15 protein-coding genes and 1 pseudogene are annotated in these 16,756 nt (G+C 67.6%); 9 read left to right on the top strand and 7 right to left on the bottom strand.

The window, feature by feature from the left end:
- Positions 1-488: 488 nt before the first annotated feature.
- On the bottom strand, positions 489-902 hold the full coding sequence (locus GTZ93_RS39340) for a tetratricopeptide repeat protein (protein ID WP_257979235.1): 414 nt from the start codon (positions 900-902) through the stop codon (positions 489-491).
- A gap of 108 nt (positions 903-1,010) precedes the next feature.
- Positions 1,011-2,417 carry a M12 family metallopeptidase gene (locus GTZ93_RS39335; RefSeq protein ID WP_139919186.1) on the bottom strand — a complete coding sequence of 469 codons (1,407 nt, stop codon included), beginning with the start codon at positions 2,415-2,417 and terminating at the stop codon, positions 1,011-1,013.
- Positions 2,418-2,767: 350 nt separating this feature from the next.
- Here GTZ93_RS39335 and GTZ93_RS39330 point away from each other — a divergent pair, with 350 nt between their 5' ends.
- A complete protein-coding gene (locus tag GTZ93_RS39330) occupies positions 2,768-3,493 on the top strand; it encodes a TetR/AcrR family transcriptional regulator (protein WP_161663323.1) in 726 nt (241 codons plus the stop codon).
- A 12-nt stretch (positions 3,494-3,505) separates the two neighbouring features.
- Here GTZ93_RS39330 and GTZ93_RS39325 read toward each other — a convergent pair whose 3' ends face one another.
- Entirely contained in the window at positions 3,506-4,909 is a 1,404-nt protein-coding gene (locus tag GTZ93_RS39325; RefSeq protein ID WP_139919184.1) for an amidohydrolase family protein, read from the bottom strand.
- 101 nt (positions 4,910-5,010) lie between these two features.
- Positions 5,011-5,322 carry an ankyrin repeat domain-containing protein gene (locus GTZ93_RS42525; protein ID WP_139919183.1) on the bottom strand — a complete coding sequence of 104 codons (312 nt, stop codon included), beginning with the start codon at positions 5,320-5,322 and terminating at the stop codon, positions 5,011-5,013.
- Positions 5,323-5,481: 159 nt separating this feature from the next.
- Between GTZ93_RS42525 and GTZ93_RS39315 the strand changes: the two genes are divergently transcribed.
- The 7 genes and pseudogenes from GTZ93_RS39315 to GTZ93_RS39285 all read left to right on the top strand — a co-directional run.
- Positions 5,482-5,973: a DUF3592 domain-containing protein gene (locus GTZ93_RS39315; protein ID WP_139919182.1), complete on the top strand. Its 492-nt coding sequence runs from the start codon at positions 5,482-5,484 to the stop codon at positions 5,971-5,973.
- 451 nt (positions 5,974-6,424) lie between these two features.
- Complete coding sequence (locus GTZ93_RS39310; protein ID WP_139919181.1) at positions 6,425-6,913, top strand: DUF3592 domain-containing protein; 489 nt, start codon at positions 6,425-6,427, stop codon at positions 6,911-6,913.
- 29 nt (positions 6,914-6,942) lie between these two features.
- A complete protein-coding gene (locus GTZ93_RS39305; RefSeq protein WP_161663322.1) occupies positions 6,943-7,476 on the top strand; it encodes a DUF3592 domain-containing protein in 534 nt (177 codons plus the stop codon).
- Positions 7,477-7,506: 30 nt separating this feature from the next.
- Positions 7,507-7,668, top strand: coding sequence for a hypothetical protein (locus GTZ93_RS39300; protein ID WP_161663321.1), 162 nt, complete (start codon positions 7,507-7,509; stop codon positions 7,666-7,668).
- A 237-nt stretch (positions 7,669-7,905) separates the two neighbouring features.
- Positions 7,906-8,649, top strand: a complete 744-nt coding sequence (locus tag GTZ93_RS39295) for a hypothetical protein (RefSeq protein ID WP_139922789.1) — start codon at positions 7,906-7,908, stop codon at positions 8,647-8,649.
- Between the two features lie 65 nt (positions 8,650-8,714).
- Positions 8,715-9,887, top strand: a complete 1,173-nt coding sequence (locus GTZ93_RS39290; RefSeq protein ID WP_257979490.1) for a hypothetical protein — start codon at positions 8,715-8,717, stop codon at positions 9,885-9,887.
- Positions 9,888-9,941: 54 nt separating this feature from the next.
- Positions 9,942-10,046, top strand: a pseudogene (locus GTZ93_RS39285) (hypothetical protein); the annotation flags it as partial.
- A 203-nt stretch (positions 10,047-10,249) separates the two neighbouring features.
- Here the strand turns inward: GTZ93_RS39285 and GTZ93_RS39280 are convergent.
- From GTZ93_RS39280 to GTZ93_RS39270, 3 genes are all read right to left on the bottom strand, one after another.
- Positions 10,250-11,698 carry an FAD-dependent oxidoreductase gene (locus GTZ93_RS39280; protein ID WP_139922792.1) on the bottom strand — a complete coding sequence of 483 codons (1,449 nt, stop codon included), beginning with the start codon at positions 11,696-11,698 and terminating at the stop codon, positions 10,250-10,252.
- Between the two features lie 215 nt (positions 11,699-11,913).
- Positions 11,914-13,722: an FG-GAP repeat domain-containing protein gene (locus tag GTZ93_RS39275; protein WP_139922795.1), complete on the bottom strand. Its 1,809-nt coding sequence runs from the start codon at positions 13,720-13,722 to the stop codon at positions 11,914-11,916.
- Between the two features lie 95 nt (positions 13,723-13,817).
- A complete protein-coding gene (locus tag GTZ93_RS39270) occupies positions 13,818-15,389 on the bottom strand; it encodes a serine hydrolase (protein WP_139922798.1) in 1,572 nt (523 codons plus the stop codon).
- Positions 15,390-15,814: 425 nt separating this feature from the next.
- Here GTZ93_RS39270 and GTZ93_RS42520 point away from each other — a divergent pair.
- The coding region (locus GTZ93_RS42520) for a transposase (RefSeq protein WP_222595369.1) at positions 15,815-16,756 on the top strand (942 nt) is incomplete at its 3' end.

The raw sequence follows: 16,756 nt of genomic DNA, 5'->3' as shown, positions 1-16,756 counted from the left end.
GGGAACATCATGTGCCCGTGGCCACCTCTGCGCGAGCGTTCCCAGCCCGGTTTCATTTTTGGGGGACCCCGAGGCCTCCACACGCCTTGAGCGTTGTTTCCGCTCACACCAAAGCCCAGAAGCGGGCCCTGCCTGGGAAACGAAGCCGCGAAACACGAGTTCTTCCAATTCGTTCCCGCCGCTCACGCCTGAAAGCCAGACAAATCCAGGTGGCGATGGCTGCCAATAACGCCTGGAGGGCTGGGCTGACGGAGTCTCCCGATGAGGAAGCGTGAACGGTCGCCGGTACGTGCAGCAGCATCTTCTGCACCGACGTGACACGCGGCCGCTTCCCCCCGGGACTCATGTCCCGCGGGTCGTTGCGCGTCTCGAACCGTCTGCCTCCAGCATCGAGTCCGCGGAGACGGATGGGGTGCTTGGGATCAACCCGTCACGGCAGCCGCCATTGCGCGGCCGCCGAAGAGAACAGCAGCCCCGAGCGTGGAGGACTACTTGCCCTTCAGCGCAGCCACGAGCCGGTCCGCCTTCTCGCGGATGTGCTTGTCGGTGCTGGCCTGGGCCTTCTGTGCGTGTGTGCTGGCCTGGGCCTTGTCGGTGTCCGCCAGCGCCAGAGCCTGATTGAGGTGCAGGCCCGCGTCGTCCGGGTGCGCCTTGAGCGCTGGAGCCAGCACCGCGCGGGCGTTGGCCGCGCCCTCGGGCTTCGACATCAGCAGCACGGCCAGGTCGTTGGCCGCGCCCACGTCGAACGGATCGCTGGCGTGGGCGGCCTCCAGCAGCTTCTGGGCCTCCGCGTCGTCGCCCATCCGCCGGCGCACCTTGGCCAGGGCGATGCGCACCATTGCGTTGTCCGGCACCTTGGCCAGGGCCTCGCGCAGGATGCGGTCCGCGTCCTTTCCGGCCACGAAGGACGCCAGCCCGTGCAGATAGATGGCGTCGGCGTTGTCCGTCAGCTGGAGTGGCCTCCGTGCCGGAGCCCATGAGGGTCCACGGGCTCTGGCGATGGCGGGGCGCTACCAGCCGTTGACGTACCAGGAGTGCCGCAAGGTGTTGTCCGTGCCGCGATAGAAGACATCCATCCGGCCGGGACCCCAGCTCGCGACATCGGGCGCGGAGGTCATCTCACCGCCGAGCCAGTTCCAGCCGGTCCAACTGGAGCCCGTCCACGTGTTGACCCAGAGGCTGTTGTCCAAGCCCCGGCCGAATACCTCCAGCTGGTTCACGCCGCGAGAGACCGCCGCCGGAGCGGAGGTGAAGGTGCCGCCCAGCGAGCCCCAGCCGCTCCAGGCCGTGCCATTCCAGTACTTGTGGAGGAAGGTGTTGTCGGAGCCCCTGGCGAACAGGTCGATGCGGTTGGGTCCCCAGCTCACCGCGGCCGGATCCGACGTCACGACGCCCGGAATCACCGTCCATGACGTCCAGCCCGAGCCCGTCCAGGCCTGGTGGTAAAGCTGGTTGTCCAGGCCCTGGCCGAACACGTCCAGCCGGTTCGCGCCCCAGGACGCCACGGCCGGGCCGGAGTTGAAGCCGCCGCCCTGCGAATACCAGGGGCTCCAGGAGGAGCCATCCCACGCCTTGTGGAGCATGGAGTTGTCCGTGCCGCGCGCGAACACGTCGATGCGGTTGGAGCCCCAGCTCACCGCCGCCGGGTCGGAGGTGATGACGCCCGGGTGGAGGCCCCAGCCGCTCCAGCCCGCGCCCGCCCAGTACTGGTGGTGCATCTGGTTGTCCAGGCCCCGGACGAACACGTCCAGCCGGTTCGCGCCCCAGGACGAAGCCGCCGGGCCGGAGGACAAGCCGCCGCCCAGCGACTCCCAGGGGATGCCGTAGGTGATCTTCGCGCCCTGGACGTCCGTGGCGCTCAGGTTGCCATTCCCGTTCCAGGCCGGGTTGCAGTAGTTCATCACGGAGGCCAGGTCCCACGGCCCGATGAGCCAGTCACCCGAGGAGCCCTGCGCGGGCTCGGTGCAGGTGGAGGGCCGGTCCGGACGGTTCTGCTCGTGGGCGTAGCCCAGCGCGTGGCCGAACTCATGCACCGCGATGGCGTCGATGCAGTACTTGAGGCTGCTGGCGCACGACGGGCTCCAGTTGGCGAACGTGAAGTTCAGCACCATGCCCTGGGCCCTGCCGTTGAGGCCGTTGCCCAGCGCCTTTACGTGCGGGCCCTCGTCGCTGATGTTGATGCGGACGCCGCTGGACGAGGACGGACATGTCCCCCAGCCGTAGAAGCGCACGCTCGAGTTCGCCTCCCACGTGCGCGTCACCGCGTCGCGCACCCACTGCCGCTGGGTGGCGTTGCCCGCGGCCGGGTTCTCCCAACACACGGGGATGGTCAGCGGCCACCAGAGGGTGGAGGACGCCACGTAGAGTTCGGCCTCGCTGTGCCGCAGCTCTCCCGGCGGTGTCTGCTCGGAGGGCATGGACGCCTCCGGCGCGCTTCCACAGCCAACCCATGCTCCCAGCCCGAGCGCCAAGAGCAGCGCCCCCCCTGGGCGATGCGTGTTTTCAGTGAACATGATTTCCCCTCTTGCGTCCGCCCACTCCTCGGACGGGGCCTGTATGGCCCACGCATCCCCGGGCGCGACAAGACACATCCTGGCATGAAGACTGACGCACTCGAAGTGAAATGATGTCAATTCAGTGTCTATGGGAAATTATCTGGATGCAGGGTTTGAGGAGGGCGTTTTATTTGTGAATCACGGTCGCTTCTGGCGGACGGGATATGCTCCGTCGCATGACCTTCCGCGCGGGCAATCCTCGAGGAGAACGTGTGCGTCGGCCGCGGCTGTCGCGAGACACCGTGGTGCGGACCGCCGTCGCGCTCGTCCGGGAACAGGGGTTGCGACAGCTCTCCATGCGGACGCTGGCCGAACGGCTCCAGGTCACGCCCATGGCGATATACAAGCATGTCGCGAACCGGGATGCACTTGTGCTCCTGTGCGCCGAGACCATCCTCCAGACGGTGGTGTTGCCTGCGGAGCGACGTCTGGTGTTGCCCGGCAAGCAACGTCTGGTGTTGCCCGCGGAACCACAGGAACCGGTGGCGTGGCTCCGGCTGCTCGCGGGCCGTCTGCGCGCCGTGGGGCTGGCGCACCCGGGGTTGATGGAGTTCCTGCTGGAGCAAGGCCCTGTCGTCCACACGGCGCTCGTCATCCTCGACCGGACCGTGAGTGGACTTCACGCCGCCGGCATCCCGTGGAAGGAGGCGGGGGCACTGCACAACACGTTCTTCTCCTGGCTGGCCGGAGCCATCCGCCGGCAGGAGCCGTGGGACGTGGGGCCACCGGGGACGCCGCCGCCGTTCGAGCGGTTCTTCGCGGCGGCCCAGGCGCTTCCCGCCAGGGACTACCCGGGGCTTGCCCACAGCGTGCCGCACATGCGGGCCACCGACGTGGAGCGGGAGTTCGAGCAGAGCCTCGGCTTCATGCTGGAGGGCATCCAGCGGCGCATCGACGCACGGCGGGTTCCCGCGCGGAAGCGCCCCCGCCAGCGCTGAGTGGGCGTCGCGTCACGCGTCCTTCGTGCCGCCAGCGCCTCCCATGTCCCAGTGCGCGGAGAGGTCCTCCCGTCCGCCCAGGAGTGTGGCCGGTCCTCCCACCCGGGCGAGCACCGCGTCGCGGGCCTCGATGACCCGGCGCCGGACCGTGGCCAGGTCCACGTCCACCAGGGCGCCCTGGAACTTCGCCCACCGTCCGCGCACCATCACCGACTCGACGTTGCCCGCATGAGCCTGGAGCACCACCGCGTCGCGGGGACGGTTGAGCGGCGTCAGGTTCAGCGCATCGGCGGCGAGGACGATGAGGTCCGCGTCCTTGCCCGGCCGCAGTGAGCCCGTCACGCGTCCCAGCCCCAGGGCCTCCGCGGCGTCGAGCGTCACAATCGGCAGCATGCGAGCGGCCTTGAGCGCGAGGACCCGGGACAGCCCGTCCTTCTCATGGGCCCGGGCCCGCTCCACCTGGAGGGCCAGCCGCATCGCGGTGAACAGGTCCCCGCCGTTGCTGGAGACGACGTCGCAGCCGAGCGTCGTCCGGACCCCCGCGCGGAGCGCGCGTCCGGTGACAGGGAAGCCCATGCCCATCTGAAGCTCCGTCTCCGGCGTCACCGCGACGGCACCGCCGCTGTCGGCGATGCGCCGCAGGTCCTCGTCGGAGCTCCACGTGCAGTGGACGAAGAGCACGTCCGGACCGAGCAGCCCTTCGTCCGCCATCCGTCGCACTTCGCTCGGGCCCGATACGGGCCACGCGGAGCAGTGGGCGGTGATGGGGACGCCCATCTCGCGCGCGGAGAGAAGTTCCGCCCGGCTCTGCTCCCAGGGCACCTGCATCTCCGTCAGCGCGACGCCCATGCGGACAAGCCCGCTGTCGGAGGCCAGCCGGGTGGAGCGCAGGCGCCGGGCGTCCTGGATCCGGCTCGCGGGGGTTGGCAGCGCGGTGCTCTCCTGGGGACCCGCCGCGTAGCCGTAGGCGAAGAGGGCCCGGATGCCGGAGTCCTCCAGCGCGGTGAGCGCGGCGTCCGCGTGCGCGGGGGACTCCACGCAGTGCGAATAGTCCACGAGCGTGGTGATGCCCGCGTCCAGTGCCTCCAGCGCCCCGGCCCGGTTGGCGGCATGCAGGTCTTCCGGCTGGAACGCGGGCGACAGCTTCACGCGCACTGCCGCCAGGTAGTCCATCACCGTCCAGTCCGCCCCCAGGGCGCGCAGCGGCGTCTGCCACGTGTGCCGGTGCGCATCGATGAGGCCGGGCAGGAGCAGCTTCCCGCGCAGGTCGACGACGCGACAGTCCCCGGCGTGCAACTGGGGACCCATCGCGGCGATGCGCCCGTCCTCAACCAGGACGTCACCTCGCGGCAGGTCCGCGTGTTCGGGGTCGCAGGTGATGACTTCCGCCCCACGTAGCAGCCATCGGTCGCCCATGCGGTGTTCCTCCTGTCAGGCCCAGCGGGTATACACTGTATACCTTCTGGGCCCGGGATGGCTTCCCGAGGGGATGGCTGTGGAGGGAGGCCTCCAAGTCCTCAGCTTGTTCCCGCTGCCTCGCTCGCGGGCGCAGGGGACACGCTGGCCCACTGGAACGGACCGGCCACGCTCAACACGGCGCGCTTGTCGGGGAGGCTCAAGCTTCGTGAGCCCCTGGTTCTTGAGCCGCGTGCGCGCCAGGCCCTTCTCGTCGGGGGGCCTTGGAGAACAGGAGCGCGCACACCTCCACGTGACCGGAGGCGGCGGCGGTGACGAAGGGGGGTGCCCAGGTTGTCCGGCAGCGCGGGGTCGGCGCCGGCCTCCAGCAGCACGCGCACCAGGTCCGCGCGGCCCACGCGTGCGGCGGCCATCAGCGGCGTGCGGCCATCAGCGTCGAGTTAGGGAGGGCCCGGTCCAGGGCCCTACGGCCGGGGCGGGACGGGATTGCCATTTCGCGCAATGCCTGCTCATCCTCCACGCATGTACCCTCGTTGAACCGCCTCCTGACGGAGCCCCTGAAAGGCGATGCCATGGACCTCGGCAACAACCTGATGATGCTGGTGCTGTTCTTCTTCATCATCCCGCTGGGCCTGATGGTGCATCTGCTGCTCTCCCATGAGCTCACCCTGAAGCTCCGGGCGGAGGGGCTGCACGCCCATGGCTCGGTGGTCCACGCGTACCAGGAGCGGACGCCGGACGATTCGCTCCGCACCGTCGTGGAGTACGTCTTCCATCTCCCGGGTGGCGAGGAGATCCACGGCCGCTACGAGGAGTCCGGCTCCCTGGCAAGGCTGCCCGATGAGGGAGACCCGGTGGGGGTCCTCTACCTGGCCCACAATCCGAACCGGCACCAGTGCGTCGGCCAGGAGGTGGGGCTCGTGAAGACGCTGCTCTGGCTGGTGTTCATGGTCTGCTGGATGGGGTTGGGCGGGTTCGCCTTGATGAAGGAGTTCCAGAATCGAGAGGCCGCCTCGAAGCCGCCCCCCTCCAGGACCCTCAAACCCCAGGGCGAGTATTACTAGATTTCGCGCCGGCCTCCCCCCGCTTAGAGGGCGCGGCACGGGAGGAGGCACGGCATGGCCCACATCGCGGCCCGGGTCCTGGGCGGAGCGTTCGTGGAGATGGGCATCTTCATGAGCGTGGCGGTCTGGGGGAGTTGCCAGCGCGACCAGCGCATCGTGCGCGAGGGGCTGACTGCGGAAGGCACGGTGGTGAAGAAGATGTTCCTCGCGGGCACGGATGACAGCGATTACGTGCTCATCCATGCCTTCACGCCCGTGGGCGGCACCACGCGGCGGGAACATCGGCGGAACATTTCATCGAAGCCGTGGAAGCGGCTGCGCGTGGGGGACCGCATCCAGGTACCCATGCCCCCGGAGAACCGCCCAGACGCAGCCCTCCTGAAAGGCAACGTCATGTTCATCCTGGGCTTCTTGATGATGGAGGGGCGCCTTCATCGGCCCCTTCGTGGGAATGCTGACGCTCATCGAGCGCTTCGACGAGCTCACCAAGAGACTCCGCGTGTCCGGGAGGAATGCTCGGGCCACGGTGGTCCGCATGTACACGAGATGTTCGGGGGAGAACTCGAACGAAACCGTCGTGCGGTACGCCTTCACATTGCCGGATGGCGAGGAGATCCGCGACGAGTACGTCGTGTCCGAATCCGCGGGCGGCAACATCCGGCCGGGAGACTCCCTGGGCATCCGCTACCTGCCTCAAGACCCGCGGCAACACCGGCGCGCCGGGCCGGAGGAGTCGGCGATGGCCGGGTTGATGATCGCAACGCTGTGCTCGCTCCTCTGGATTGGCGCGGGCGGCTACTTCGTCAAGCTCATGCTCCAGCAGCCGGAGCCACGCAGGACCCTTACGCGTTCGGGCGAAATCTACGACTATGAGGCCCCTGCCTGTTCGAGGCCGACGCCCCCCAGGGGCAACCGCTCCTTGCGCGAGTACCGCGACTGACGGCACCTTGCATCCTGAAAGGCAACGCCATGCTTGACTCGTTCAACTTGATAATGATGGTAGGGCTTGCCTTCATCGTGCCCCTGGCGCTGCTGGTGCAGTTGCTGATCCAGCATGAACTCACCCTGAAGCTGCGGGACGAGGGACTGCACGCCTATGGAACGGTGACCCGCGCGTACAGGGACTCGTCGGGAGATTCGGGCACCAGCGACGTCGTGGAATACGTCTTCCATCTGCCGGACGGTGAGGAAATCCGAGGCCGTTATGAAGATTCCAGGTCGAGCCACCGCCTTCCCGAGAAGGGGGACCCGGTGGAGGTGCTCTACCTGGCCAACAACCCGGAACGGCACCAATGCGTGGGTCAGGAGGTAGGGCTCGCGAAGACTCTGGGCTGGTTGGCGTTCCTCGTCATCTGGATGGGGCTGTGGGGCATCAACTTGATGCAAGAGTTTCAGAAGCAGGAGGCCTCCTCGCCCACGCGCCAGCACCACAAACCCGCCTCCCCTTCGAAGTCTCCGCCCCCCAGGAACCCCCTGGCGCGCCCGACGGAGGACTACAACTAGCGGTCCACCTCTTGCCTCCGGAGCCCCGTCATGGAGTGGGAGCATGGGAAGGCCATGGTGGTCGTGCCGACGCTGGAAGCGGACGAGCTTATCGTGCTTGAGCTGCGTGAACGTGCGCGCGAAGTCCCAGTTGCTGGACCTGAAGTTCGCCGCCTTCAGCACGCGCTGGAAGATCACGGCTGCAATTCTTGACGCGGCATCGCCGCGTCCGGTTCCTGCATGGCACAGTCGGAGGATTCGCTGGGGTGTCGTGCCTCCATGTGCCCGGAGGCCACGAGCCCAAGAAAAGGTGCGCCCGTGAAGCAGACTTCGAGCCCTCGTTTCGAACTCTATCGTGAGGCCGTTCGTGACTCTGGTGCGCCAGGAAGAGGTCGGCCCGTCGTCGAGCGGTGCGAACTCGTGCCTCCGGCGGGAGTGGATCCCCTCTCCGTGAGGCTGTCCTTTCTGCCGTACTTCCACGAAGAGAAGCCCACGACGACGCTGGGCGCATACTTCGATGCGCAGTCCAATGGCTTCGACTTCCTGCGGAAGGCGTTCTTCCCGCGGAGTCTCGACGGCTACAACAGTCATGACGAGTCCGAGCGGCGCTCGTTCATCACGCTTCTCGACGCCGCGTCTCCTCGCGCGCACGTCGTTGTCGCCTGGAAGGATGAGCGGCATTGGTACGTCGATGAGCTCTTCTACCGTCTCGAAGGTGTGGACGGTTGGTCGCGTGGCGCATGGGCCGAAGTGGTTGAAGGCTCGCTCGCGGACTTCATCCGCTTCTCTCCGTTGATCCAGTCACAGGCGGAGGCGGGACGGTCGTTGTCCGCGGACGCCCATCCGGCGGACGACGTCGTGCTCGAGCTGTCGAAGTCCCCGGGGATGCCCAACACGCGGCACTTCAATCTGGAGGTCTTCGCGGATGGCCGCTTCGAGGTGCGTCGTCCCCGCGAGCACGACTCGCGAGGCTCGGACGTCCATCGGCTCACGACGCTGCTCATCGCGGCCAGCCGGCTCCCGGCGGAGAGCGGTCCGTCGTTACCTCGGCCCTTCATGCATGACGCGCAGACCCGGTCGGTCACCTACGTCGTCGCGGGGCGGCGCATCCGCGTGACGCTGGACGCGGACACGCCGCCCGACATCCAGAACTTCGCCAACCGGATGGCCGCCGCCTACGACGTGGAGCTCTGAGCGAGCGGCTCCGTTCCAGCAGGACCGCCTCGGTGCTCCCACGGATTTGAGCGACACTGGCGGACATGGCGGCCCGCCTTGCATCCCTCGTGTGTCTCCTCGCTGCATTGCCCGCTGCCGCCAACGTGGCCGCCTCTACGCGTACGCCCGCGACCTTCACCCTGTCACCGGGGACCGCGAGCACGCGCACGGAGGTGCTCAGCGAGAAGCTGGACTTCGATTGCGCGGAGGCGGAGCAGGAGGCGGTCTGCCGCTTCGAGGCGCGCTACCAGCTGCGCAACGGGACCCCCGAGGCGGAGGTCATCGATGCCGCGTTCCTGGGGCTCCGTACGCGCGAGGTCCGCGTGCGCTTCGACGAGGAGCCTCTCCCGGTGACAGAGGGGCAGGCGGCCTCGATGGGCCCCACGCCGGAGGATGCGTTCGGACGGCCCGCGCATTCCCTGGTGGAACGCTTCGGCTTCACCCTCACGCTTCCGCCCGGGCGGGAAGGGGAGTTGGTGGTGCGTGGCGTGATGCAGCTCGAGCGGCGCTTCCTGCCCTCGGGGTACGTGTGGCCCGCGGTCCAGTCGCGCCACGCACTGCTGTCCCCCAGTCCGGCGCGGGTCACGCACTGGGACATCGACTATCTGCTGGGGCCCATCCGGACCTGGGCGGGCAACCCCACGCTCCACGTCACGGTGCGTGTCCCTTCCGCGTGGGAGGTGGGCAGCAGCCCAAACGCATCCGCGCGCACGCTCCCGGTGGCCACGGGCTGGCGGCTTCGGCACGAGGGCGACCAGGTGGTGGCGGAGCGGATCCTCACGGCGGAGAGCGCGCCCGAGTGGCTCAACGTCACGCTGACGAAGCCCCAACCGTGGTGGATTCCGGGCGGTGTGCAACTGGGCCTGGGCGCACGGCTCGGGGATGGTTCCCGCTTCATGGCACGGCTCGGCTACCAGCTCGCCGCGCCCGAGTCCTTCCTGCATTCACTCTCGGTGGAGACGGACTTTCGAGACCAACTCGTCCTCACGCCGCTCACGCAGTATGCGACGCCCCAGGTTGTCATCATCCCGAGCTTCGGGCTTGGGCTGGGTGTACCGGTGCAGGTGCTCCCCGAAGCCAGGCCGGGCCTGCGGCTCCTCGCGGACCTGCACTTCGGTCCGCTGGGGGCCGCGCTCAGCTGGGACCACTATCCAGCGCTGCGGGAGGGCACGGACTCCTTCTCGCGGCTCATCCTCTTGTTCCAGGTAGGGCTGTAGACAAGCGAAGGGCTCGGAACCTTTCGATTCCGGGCCCTTCTCAGCGCCTTCTCGTGCAAGGGGCGAGGGGTGTGCCCCTCCTGCAACGCGAAGCGGGCGCAGGTGACGGCGGTGCACCTGGTGGAGCGGGTGCTGCCGCACGTGCCCTACCGTAAGTAGACGTTGTCCTTTCCGCACCGGGTGCGATGGGGACTGCTGAAGGAAATAGCGCTCCTGTCCATCCAATGCGTGCCCCGCCCAGTCCAAACGGCCGAGGCCAGCAACGAGTTCCTGGATGCCACGGCCCGAGCACTCAAGCGCGCCCGCGCCGCCGCCAGGGCCCCCGCGACCTCCTGACGCATCGAGGGCCCGGGCCGCGGCGGCTACTCCGTGGACTTCTGGACCGGGACAGGGCTTGGGTGCGGGGGCGTGAGAGGGGGAGGCCGTGTCTCGGTATTCGCCAGCCGCTCGAGAGGGCGGAGGAGCGACATGACGCCATGGCCCAACACGGGCAATGCCACGGAGGGCTGGAGAACCGCCTCCAGCCCCGCGTGCAGGTGCAGTATCCGGTAGAACTGGCGATGGACGTGTGCGTCGGTCGACGTGCGCTCCATCAGCCGCAGGATGTACCAGTGCAGCAAGCCCAGCCCGAAGGGCCGCTTCCCGACGGCCTGCGGATACAGCAGGTCCATGCCCGTGCCCAACAGCCACGGGAGCCGGATGACTTCAGGCAGCCGCTCGCGGAAGCGCTGCGCCAGGCCCGATAGCTCGCCTCGTTCGGACTGCTCGCGAAGGCAGGTGTCCAGCAGTTCCGCGCCAAGCCCCGCCACCGACATGCCTTGCCCGTAGAGGGGGTTGAAGGCACACGCGGCGTCTCCCAGGATGACCAGCCCCTCGGGAAAGCGGGGCAGCTTCTCGTAGTGCCGCCACCGGCAGTCCTTCACCTTGTGCTGGGAGATGGGCCCTATCGGCGTGGCCTCTTTCAGGGAGTTGTACAGGTCCGGACGCGTCAGTGAGCGCGCGTACTCGAGGAACCCCGCGTACTCGGTGGGCGCGTGCTCCCCGAAGTAGCCATTGAGGGTGACGAGCCACCGGCCTCCCTCCACGTGTGAGATGAAACCCGCGCGCCAGGCCTTGGGAGGACTTGGATAGAGGAAGAGCGCCTTCCATTCCTTCTGGAAGTGGGGCGGCGGCTCGTGCAGGCACGTCGTGTAGGAAAGGTCCACGATGACCTGCTCTTCCTCCGGGCGCGCGTAGCCGATGGCTTCCAACCACTGAGGCATCCGCGAGCCCCGGCCACTGGCATCCACGACGAGGTCCGCCTCCCACGACTCCTCGCCCTGGGGTGTCTTGACCCGGACGCCCGTGATGCGCCCCGTGCCCTTCTCGTCGGAGATGAGCCCTTCGATGGAGCAGCCGTCGCGCACCGCTACGTTGGGCCGCGCCTTCACCCGGCGCAGGACGTTCCACTCGAGCAGGGGCCGGGTGCACAACAGCCCGGGGATGCCGCTGGTGCGGCGCAGCTTCCACACCCCGAAGTGGTGCCAGGCGAGGTCTCCACTCGAGTCGATGAACTCGGCGCCCTGGACCTGGAGCTGCTCGAACAGGTCCGGGAAGTACTTGTCGAGGATGCGTCGGCCCGTGTCCAACAGCACGTGGATGTGCGACCCTTGCGGAACACCCTTGCGCGCGGCGGGCCCTTCCACCCGGACATCCCGCTCCACCAGCGTCACCTTGTCGAAGTGGTCCGCGAGCACCCGCGCGCTCAAGAGCCCCGCCATGCTGCTGCCGATGACCACGGCGCTTCCGAATCTGCGTCCAGGGGTTTCCAAGTCCCAAGCCTCCAAGGTTTCATGTCGTGGCGCTGCGGGTCAGAGGGGTCCGCCTTCCCCAGAGCCGCTCGCCCCCGCCGAGGAGATTGCATCTCACCGGTCTGACATGCCCTCTCGGCCCCGGGGCTCGAAAGCTTCACCGCTCACCCCGGCCTCGCTTGAGAAGTGCCGGGCCCCTGGGGAAACTCGCTCCTACGCTTTGGCAGTGCCGGGGCTCACGGCCCGTTCGGCGAATTCGGCGCGATGAGAAGCTGATAGTCGCCGCCGGAGGGGCCTCTGTAGGTTTCCTGATTCCCGAAGGAGAACGTCCCGCTGTTGTTGAGCAGGAAGATGTTTCCCGTCGTGGAGTCACGCAGGCCGATGTCCTGCCTGCTGTCTCCGTCCCAATCGCCGGTGATGGGCTGGTAGTTCGAACCCGATGCCCAGGAGAACGTGAGTGCGTTCGAATAGGCGTAGGGGGCGACCCAGTGCGCGAGGTACCACACGCCATTGGCGGTATCGCGCAGCCCGATGTCGGTACGGCCGTTCTGATCGAAGTCGCCAATGAAAGGCTGGTAGTTCCCCCCGGCCGCCCACGTGAAGCTGTTGTTGTGCGCGTACGTGTAGGGCCCGACCTGGCGGGCGAAGTGCCAGGCGCCGGTCGTGGTGTCGCGCAGGCCGATGTCGGTGCGCCCGTCGTTATCGAAATCGGCGACGAGGGGCTGGAATTGAGCGCCCGCGGCCCAGGTGAAGCTCACCGTGTGCGAGTACACATACGGAGAGATTCGCCGCGCGAAGTGCCACACGCCGTTGAGCACATCTCGCACGGCGATGTCGCTGTACCCATCGTTGTCGAAGTCGCCGGTGATGGGCTGATACTGGCTTCCGGCCGCCCACGGGAACGTCGTGGTGAAGTTCGAGCCCCCGAGGTCGTTGCCGCCCGCGTAGTACTTGAACAACCAGTTGCCCGAGCTGATGCTCCGGAGCACGAAGTTCGGGGCATTGCGCTTGTACTGCGCCACCTTCGCCTTGAGCTGGTCGTAATAGAACGTGCCATGCCCGCCAGACATCGGCTCGAAGTCCGATGAGAACTCCGGATTCCACTCGTCGGTCAGGAGCGGGCGCAGGCGCGGATACGGGCTGGACAGGTTGCCGGGGTTCACGTTCTGCGAGCCCCACTCGTTCCAGCCGGTCACGAAGACGTAGGTGGGGTTGGTGCCCGTCACGCTCGACCACTGCTCGTTCAGGGTGGCCCCACCACGGCGTCCCAGCGCATTGCCGAGGCAGCTGTTGATGTAGTCCGCCTGGGTCGCCGGCACCACGGAGATCTCCTCGGGCCACCCGTTGCTCGAGTAGTACGGCTGCGGCGTGCGCTCCTTGAACGACCAGGTGGCGGTGCTGTTTTGCAGTCCCGCGATGGGCTTGCACGTGAACTGGGGCGCTCCGGTGCAGTCATTGGACATCAGGAGCGGCTTGCCGCCGACGTGGAAGAAGAGGCTGGCGGGGAACGCCGTGTAGAACGTGTTGTAGAGGGTCGAGTGCGAACTCCCCGAGTTGAAGAAGGCCACCTTCGGTGTGGCCTGGCCCGCGGCCATCCGGTCTCGAAAGCGTGTCAGCAGTGTGAGGGTGGCGTTGTTGAAACGCGAGTCCACGAGGTTGCTGTTCGAGTAGTCGATGGTGATGAAGTCGATTCCGGCGGCGGCGAGGAGGCTCGCGTGATTGTCGATGAGCGCGTTGTTCGCGGTGCCGTCCGCCTTGCGGAAGCGGTACTGGTTGATGTCCCCGTTGAACAGCGCGGGCGCACCCCACCAGTGGAAGGACGTGTACGGGCACTCCGCCACCGACTGATCCGCCACCGGGCAGCTCGCGTCGTAGGGGGCTGGTAGCCGGCACCACGTATTCGCCGGCCCGAAGATGGACAGCCAATAGTCCGCCCACGTCTCATACAAGATGGTGACGAACTTGTTCTGGGTGGGCGCCGCGTAGGCCGGGCTGGCGAGAATGAGACTGGACACAGTCAGGGCGAAGGCATGTGGAAATCTCATCTTTCCAGGTTCGCTGTAGTTGCGCGGGATGTCAAAGGGCTGCAGATGCTGCAATCGCTGCCTCAGCCCTCAAGCAGCGGGTGCTGGCCCTGCGCTCACTTTCCGGTGGGCACGCCAAGCTTCTCGAGGACCTTCACCGCATTGGCATTGCCCGCGTCCAGTGCGAGTGACTTCCTGTAGCTCGCGATGGCCTCTTCCTTCAGTCCCAGCTGGAGCTGTGCCTCGCCCAGGCTGTCGAAGGCATTCGCATCCGTCGGGAAGAGCTTCACGTTCGCTTCGAACACCCGCACCGCTTCCGAGCCCTTGCCGTCGCTCAGCAACCGGTAGCCGAGCTGGTTCAGCTGCCCCGACTCCAGGCCCTTCATGCCCTCGCGATGCTTCGCGGTGTACCAGGCGAGCGCCGTGTCGACGCCCTTGAACCGCGTGAGCACATCCACCTGGGCGGACGGCGACACGGGCTCGGGCTTGAAAGCGGTCCAGGCATACTCGGCCGCGACGCTGGCGATGAGGCGGTCGAAGAGCAGGAAGCCGTTGTCGGAGTTGGCCATGACAACCACGCCGCTGCCCGTGTCACCGAAGGACATGAACGCGGCCTGGAAGCCTTCGTCCGCGCCTCCGTGCCAGAAGCGGTCGGTGCCGGGTTCCACCTGGAAGCCCAGCCCGAACCGCTCCGACTGCAGCGTCAGCATTTGCTTCGTCATTGCTTGCGACAGCACGCGCTTGGACTTCCCCGCTTTCGCGTTGGACACCTCGAGGGCGGCCCGCGCGAGGTCGGACGGCGTGGTCCACAGTCCGGCCGCGGCCATCTCCGGGTACACGTGCCAGCGGCCCGCGACGCTCTTCCCGCTGGAGTACGTCCCGGTCGCGGTCCTGGCGGAGAGGACCGGAGGCAGGGGCTGCTCGTAGGAGCTGCTGCTCATGCCGAGCGGCTTCAGCACGGTCTCCCGCATCACCTGGGGGAACGGCTTCTGGAGCTGATCCACCATCATCAGCTGGACGATGGACGTACCCCCGCCGCTGTAGCGCGTCTTCGTCCCGGGGATGAGGTCGACGCGAACCGGGCCGGTGTTCGCGGGCGCCACGCCCTCCAGCACCTGCACCAGCGTGGGCATGGGAGCGTCGACGGAGTATCCGGGGAAGCCATGCACGGTCGTCCCCGCGCTGTGGCTGAGCAGCCGGCGCAGGGTGACCTTCTGCTCCTTCGTGAAGTCGTTCTCGGGGACCTTCCAAGAGCGCAGCCTGTCGTTGATGTTCTCGTCGAGCGACCATTTGCCGGCCTCGACGAAGTGCAGCGCCGCCAGGGCGGTCACCGGCTTGCTGATGGAGCCCGCCTGGAACAGCGTCTCCAGGGTGACGGGCTCCGAGCCACCCGCCTCCTTCACGCCATAGGTCCTGGCCCAGACGATGGAGTGCTTGTCGAAGACGGCGATGCTCAGCCCGGGGATCCGGTACAGCGCCATCCACTGCGGGAGCGTCAGGCTCTGGGGTTTCTCACCTTCGATGACGACCGGGGCCAGGCCTGCCTCCACTCGCGCCGCGCGGGTCGCCTGAGCAGGGCTGGCCAACCATTGCGTGGCGGGCTTCTTCGTCCCCTCCGCCGCGAGGGCCGCACCTCCCGGGATGAACAGGATGGCCGCGAGCACGAGGCGGGACAGGGAAGGGCGCATGGGTTCACCGAAGGAAGGAGGTGGGACGCGAGGTGTACGCCTGCCCCTCCGTTCGATTGCCGGTCCGGGACGTCCCGAGGGGCGCTGGAAAAGCGAAGGGCCCGGAACCTTTCGATTCCGGGCCCTTCTCAGTGGCGAGGAGTACGGGACTTGAACCCGTGGGCAAGGCGATTGCAAACCCCAGGCAGGACGCGCTGTTACCCGCTATCGCCGTTAGCTCACGTCGGTTCTTGTGCCGCCCCATCCTGTCTTGTCCCGTTCTCAGCCCCGCTGGAGGGGCACACTGGGGGCACATGCGGCCCACCAGGGTCAACCCGCTCACGGACGCGAGCGGCCCGAGTCCCCAGTCTCGCAGGGCTCACGAGAAGCCCGTGGGAGGCTGACGGTAGCGTGTGGCCTGGCGAGGTGGAGCTGGGGAGGGGCAGGTGGAGGAGCGGGGGTGGGCGTACCGGCGGAGGCAGCCGGAGGGGACGGTGCTGTACGAGGCGGTGAGGGAGAACCTTGCCACGCTGCTGGCGGAGGCGAGCGACGTGGGGCGCGGCCTGCCCCGGTACGTGGAGCGGGACTTCGCCAGGTACCTGGAGTGCGGCGTGCTGGTGCACGGATTCGCGAGGGTGCGCTGCGAGAGTTGTAAGGACGAACTGCTCGTCGCCTTCTCGTGCAAGGGGCGAGGGGTGTGCCCCTCCTGCAACGCGAAGCGGGCGCAGGTGACGGCGGTGCACCTGGTGGAGCGGGTGCTGCCGCACGTGCCCTACCGTCAGTGGACGTTGTCCTTTCCGCACCGGGTGCGATGGGTACTGCAGAAGGAGAAGGGGCTGCTGAAGGTGGTGCGTCACCGGGTGCTGCGCCTGCTGGAGAAAAGAGGGGCCCTGCCCGCGCAAGGGCCTGAGGACGCGCTGCAGGCGTACCAGGCGCACTCCCTGCAGCAACGGCTGCGCTGGACGGAGGTGGACGTCCGGCCCCCTCCCAACAAGCAGCCGCGATGCGCCTTGCTGGAGGGTTTCTCCCTGCACGCCAACACGCACCTGCATGCCAACGACAGGCAGGGACTGGAACGGCGATGCCGCTACGGGGCGCGCGGTGCGCTGGCGCTGGAGCGGCTGTCACGAGCGGAGGACGGCCGCATCGCCTATCGGATGAAGCGACCGCTGCCGGACGGCACCACGCACCTCCTCCTCACCGGGTTGGAGTTGCTGCGTCGCCTGGCGTCCCTGGTGCCTCCGCCTCGGGCAAACCTCACGAGGTTCCACGGCGTCTTCGCTCCAGGCGCCAAACTGCGGCCATTTCTGGTCCCTCAAGCAGGTGCGGAGGAGGCGAGCGCGGGGCTTGAGGCAGCGGCCAAGAAGGAGCGGATGAAGGAGAGGACA

This window comes from Corallococcus exiguus (assembly GCF_009909105.1).
In the GTDB taxonomy this organism is placed as follows: domain Bacteria; phylum Myxococcota; class Myxococcia; order Myxococcales; family Myxococcaceae; genus Corallococcus; species Corallococcus exiguus.
Note: the sequence above shows the minus strand (reverse complement) of the source record. Positions and strands in the feature narration are given on the sequence as shown.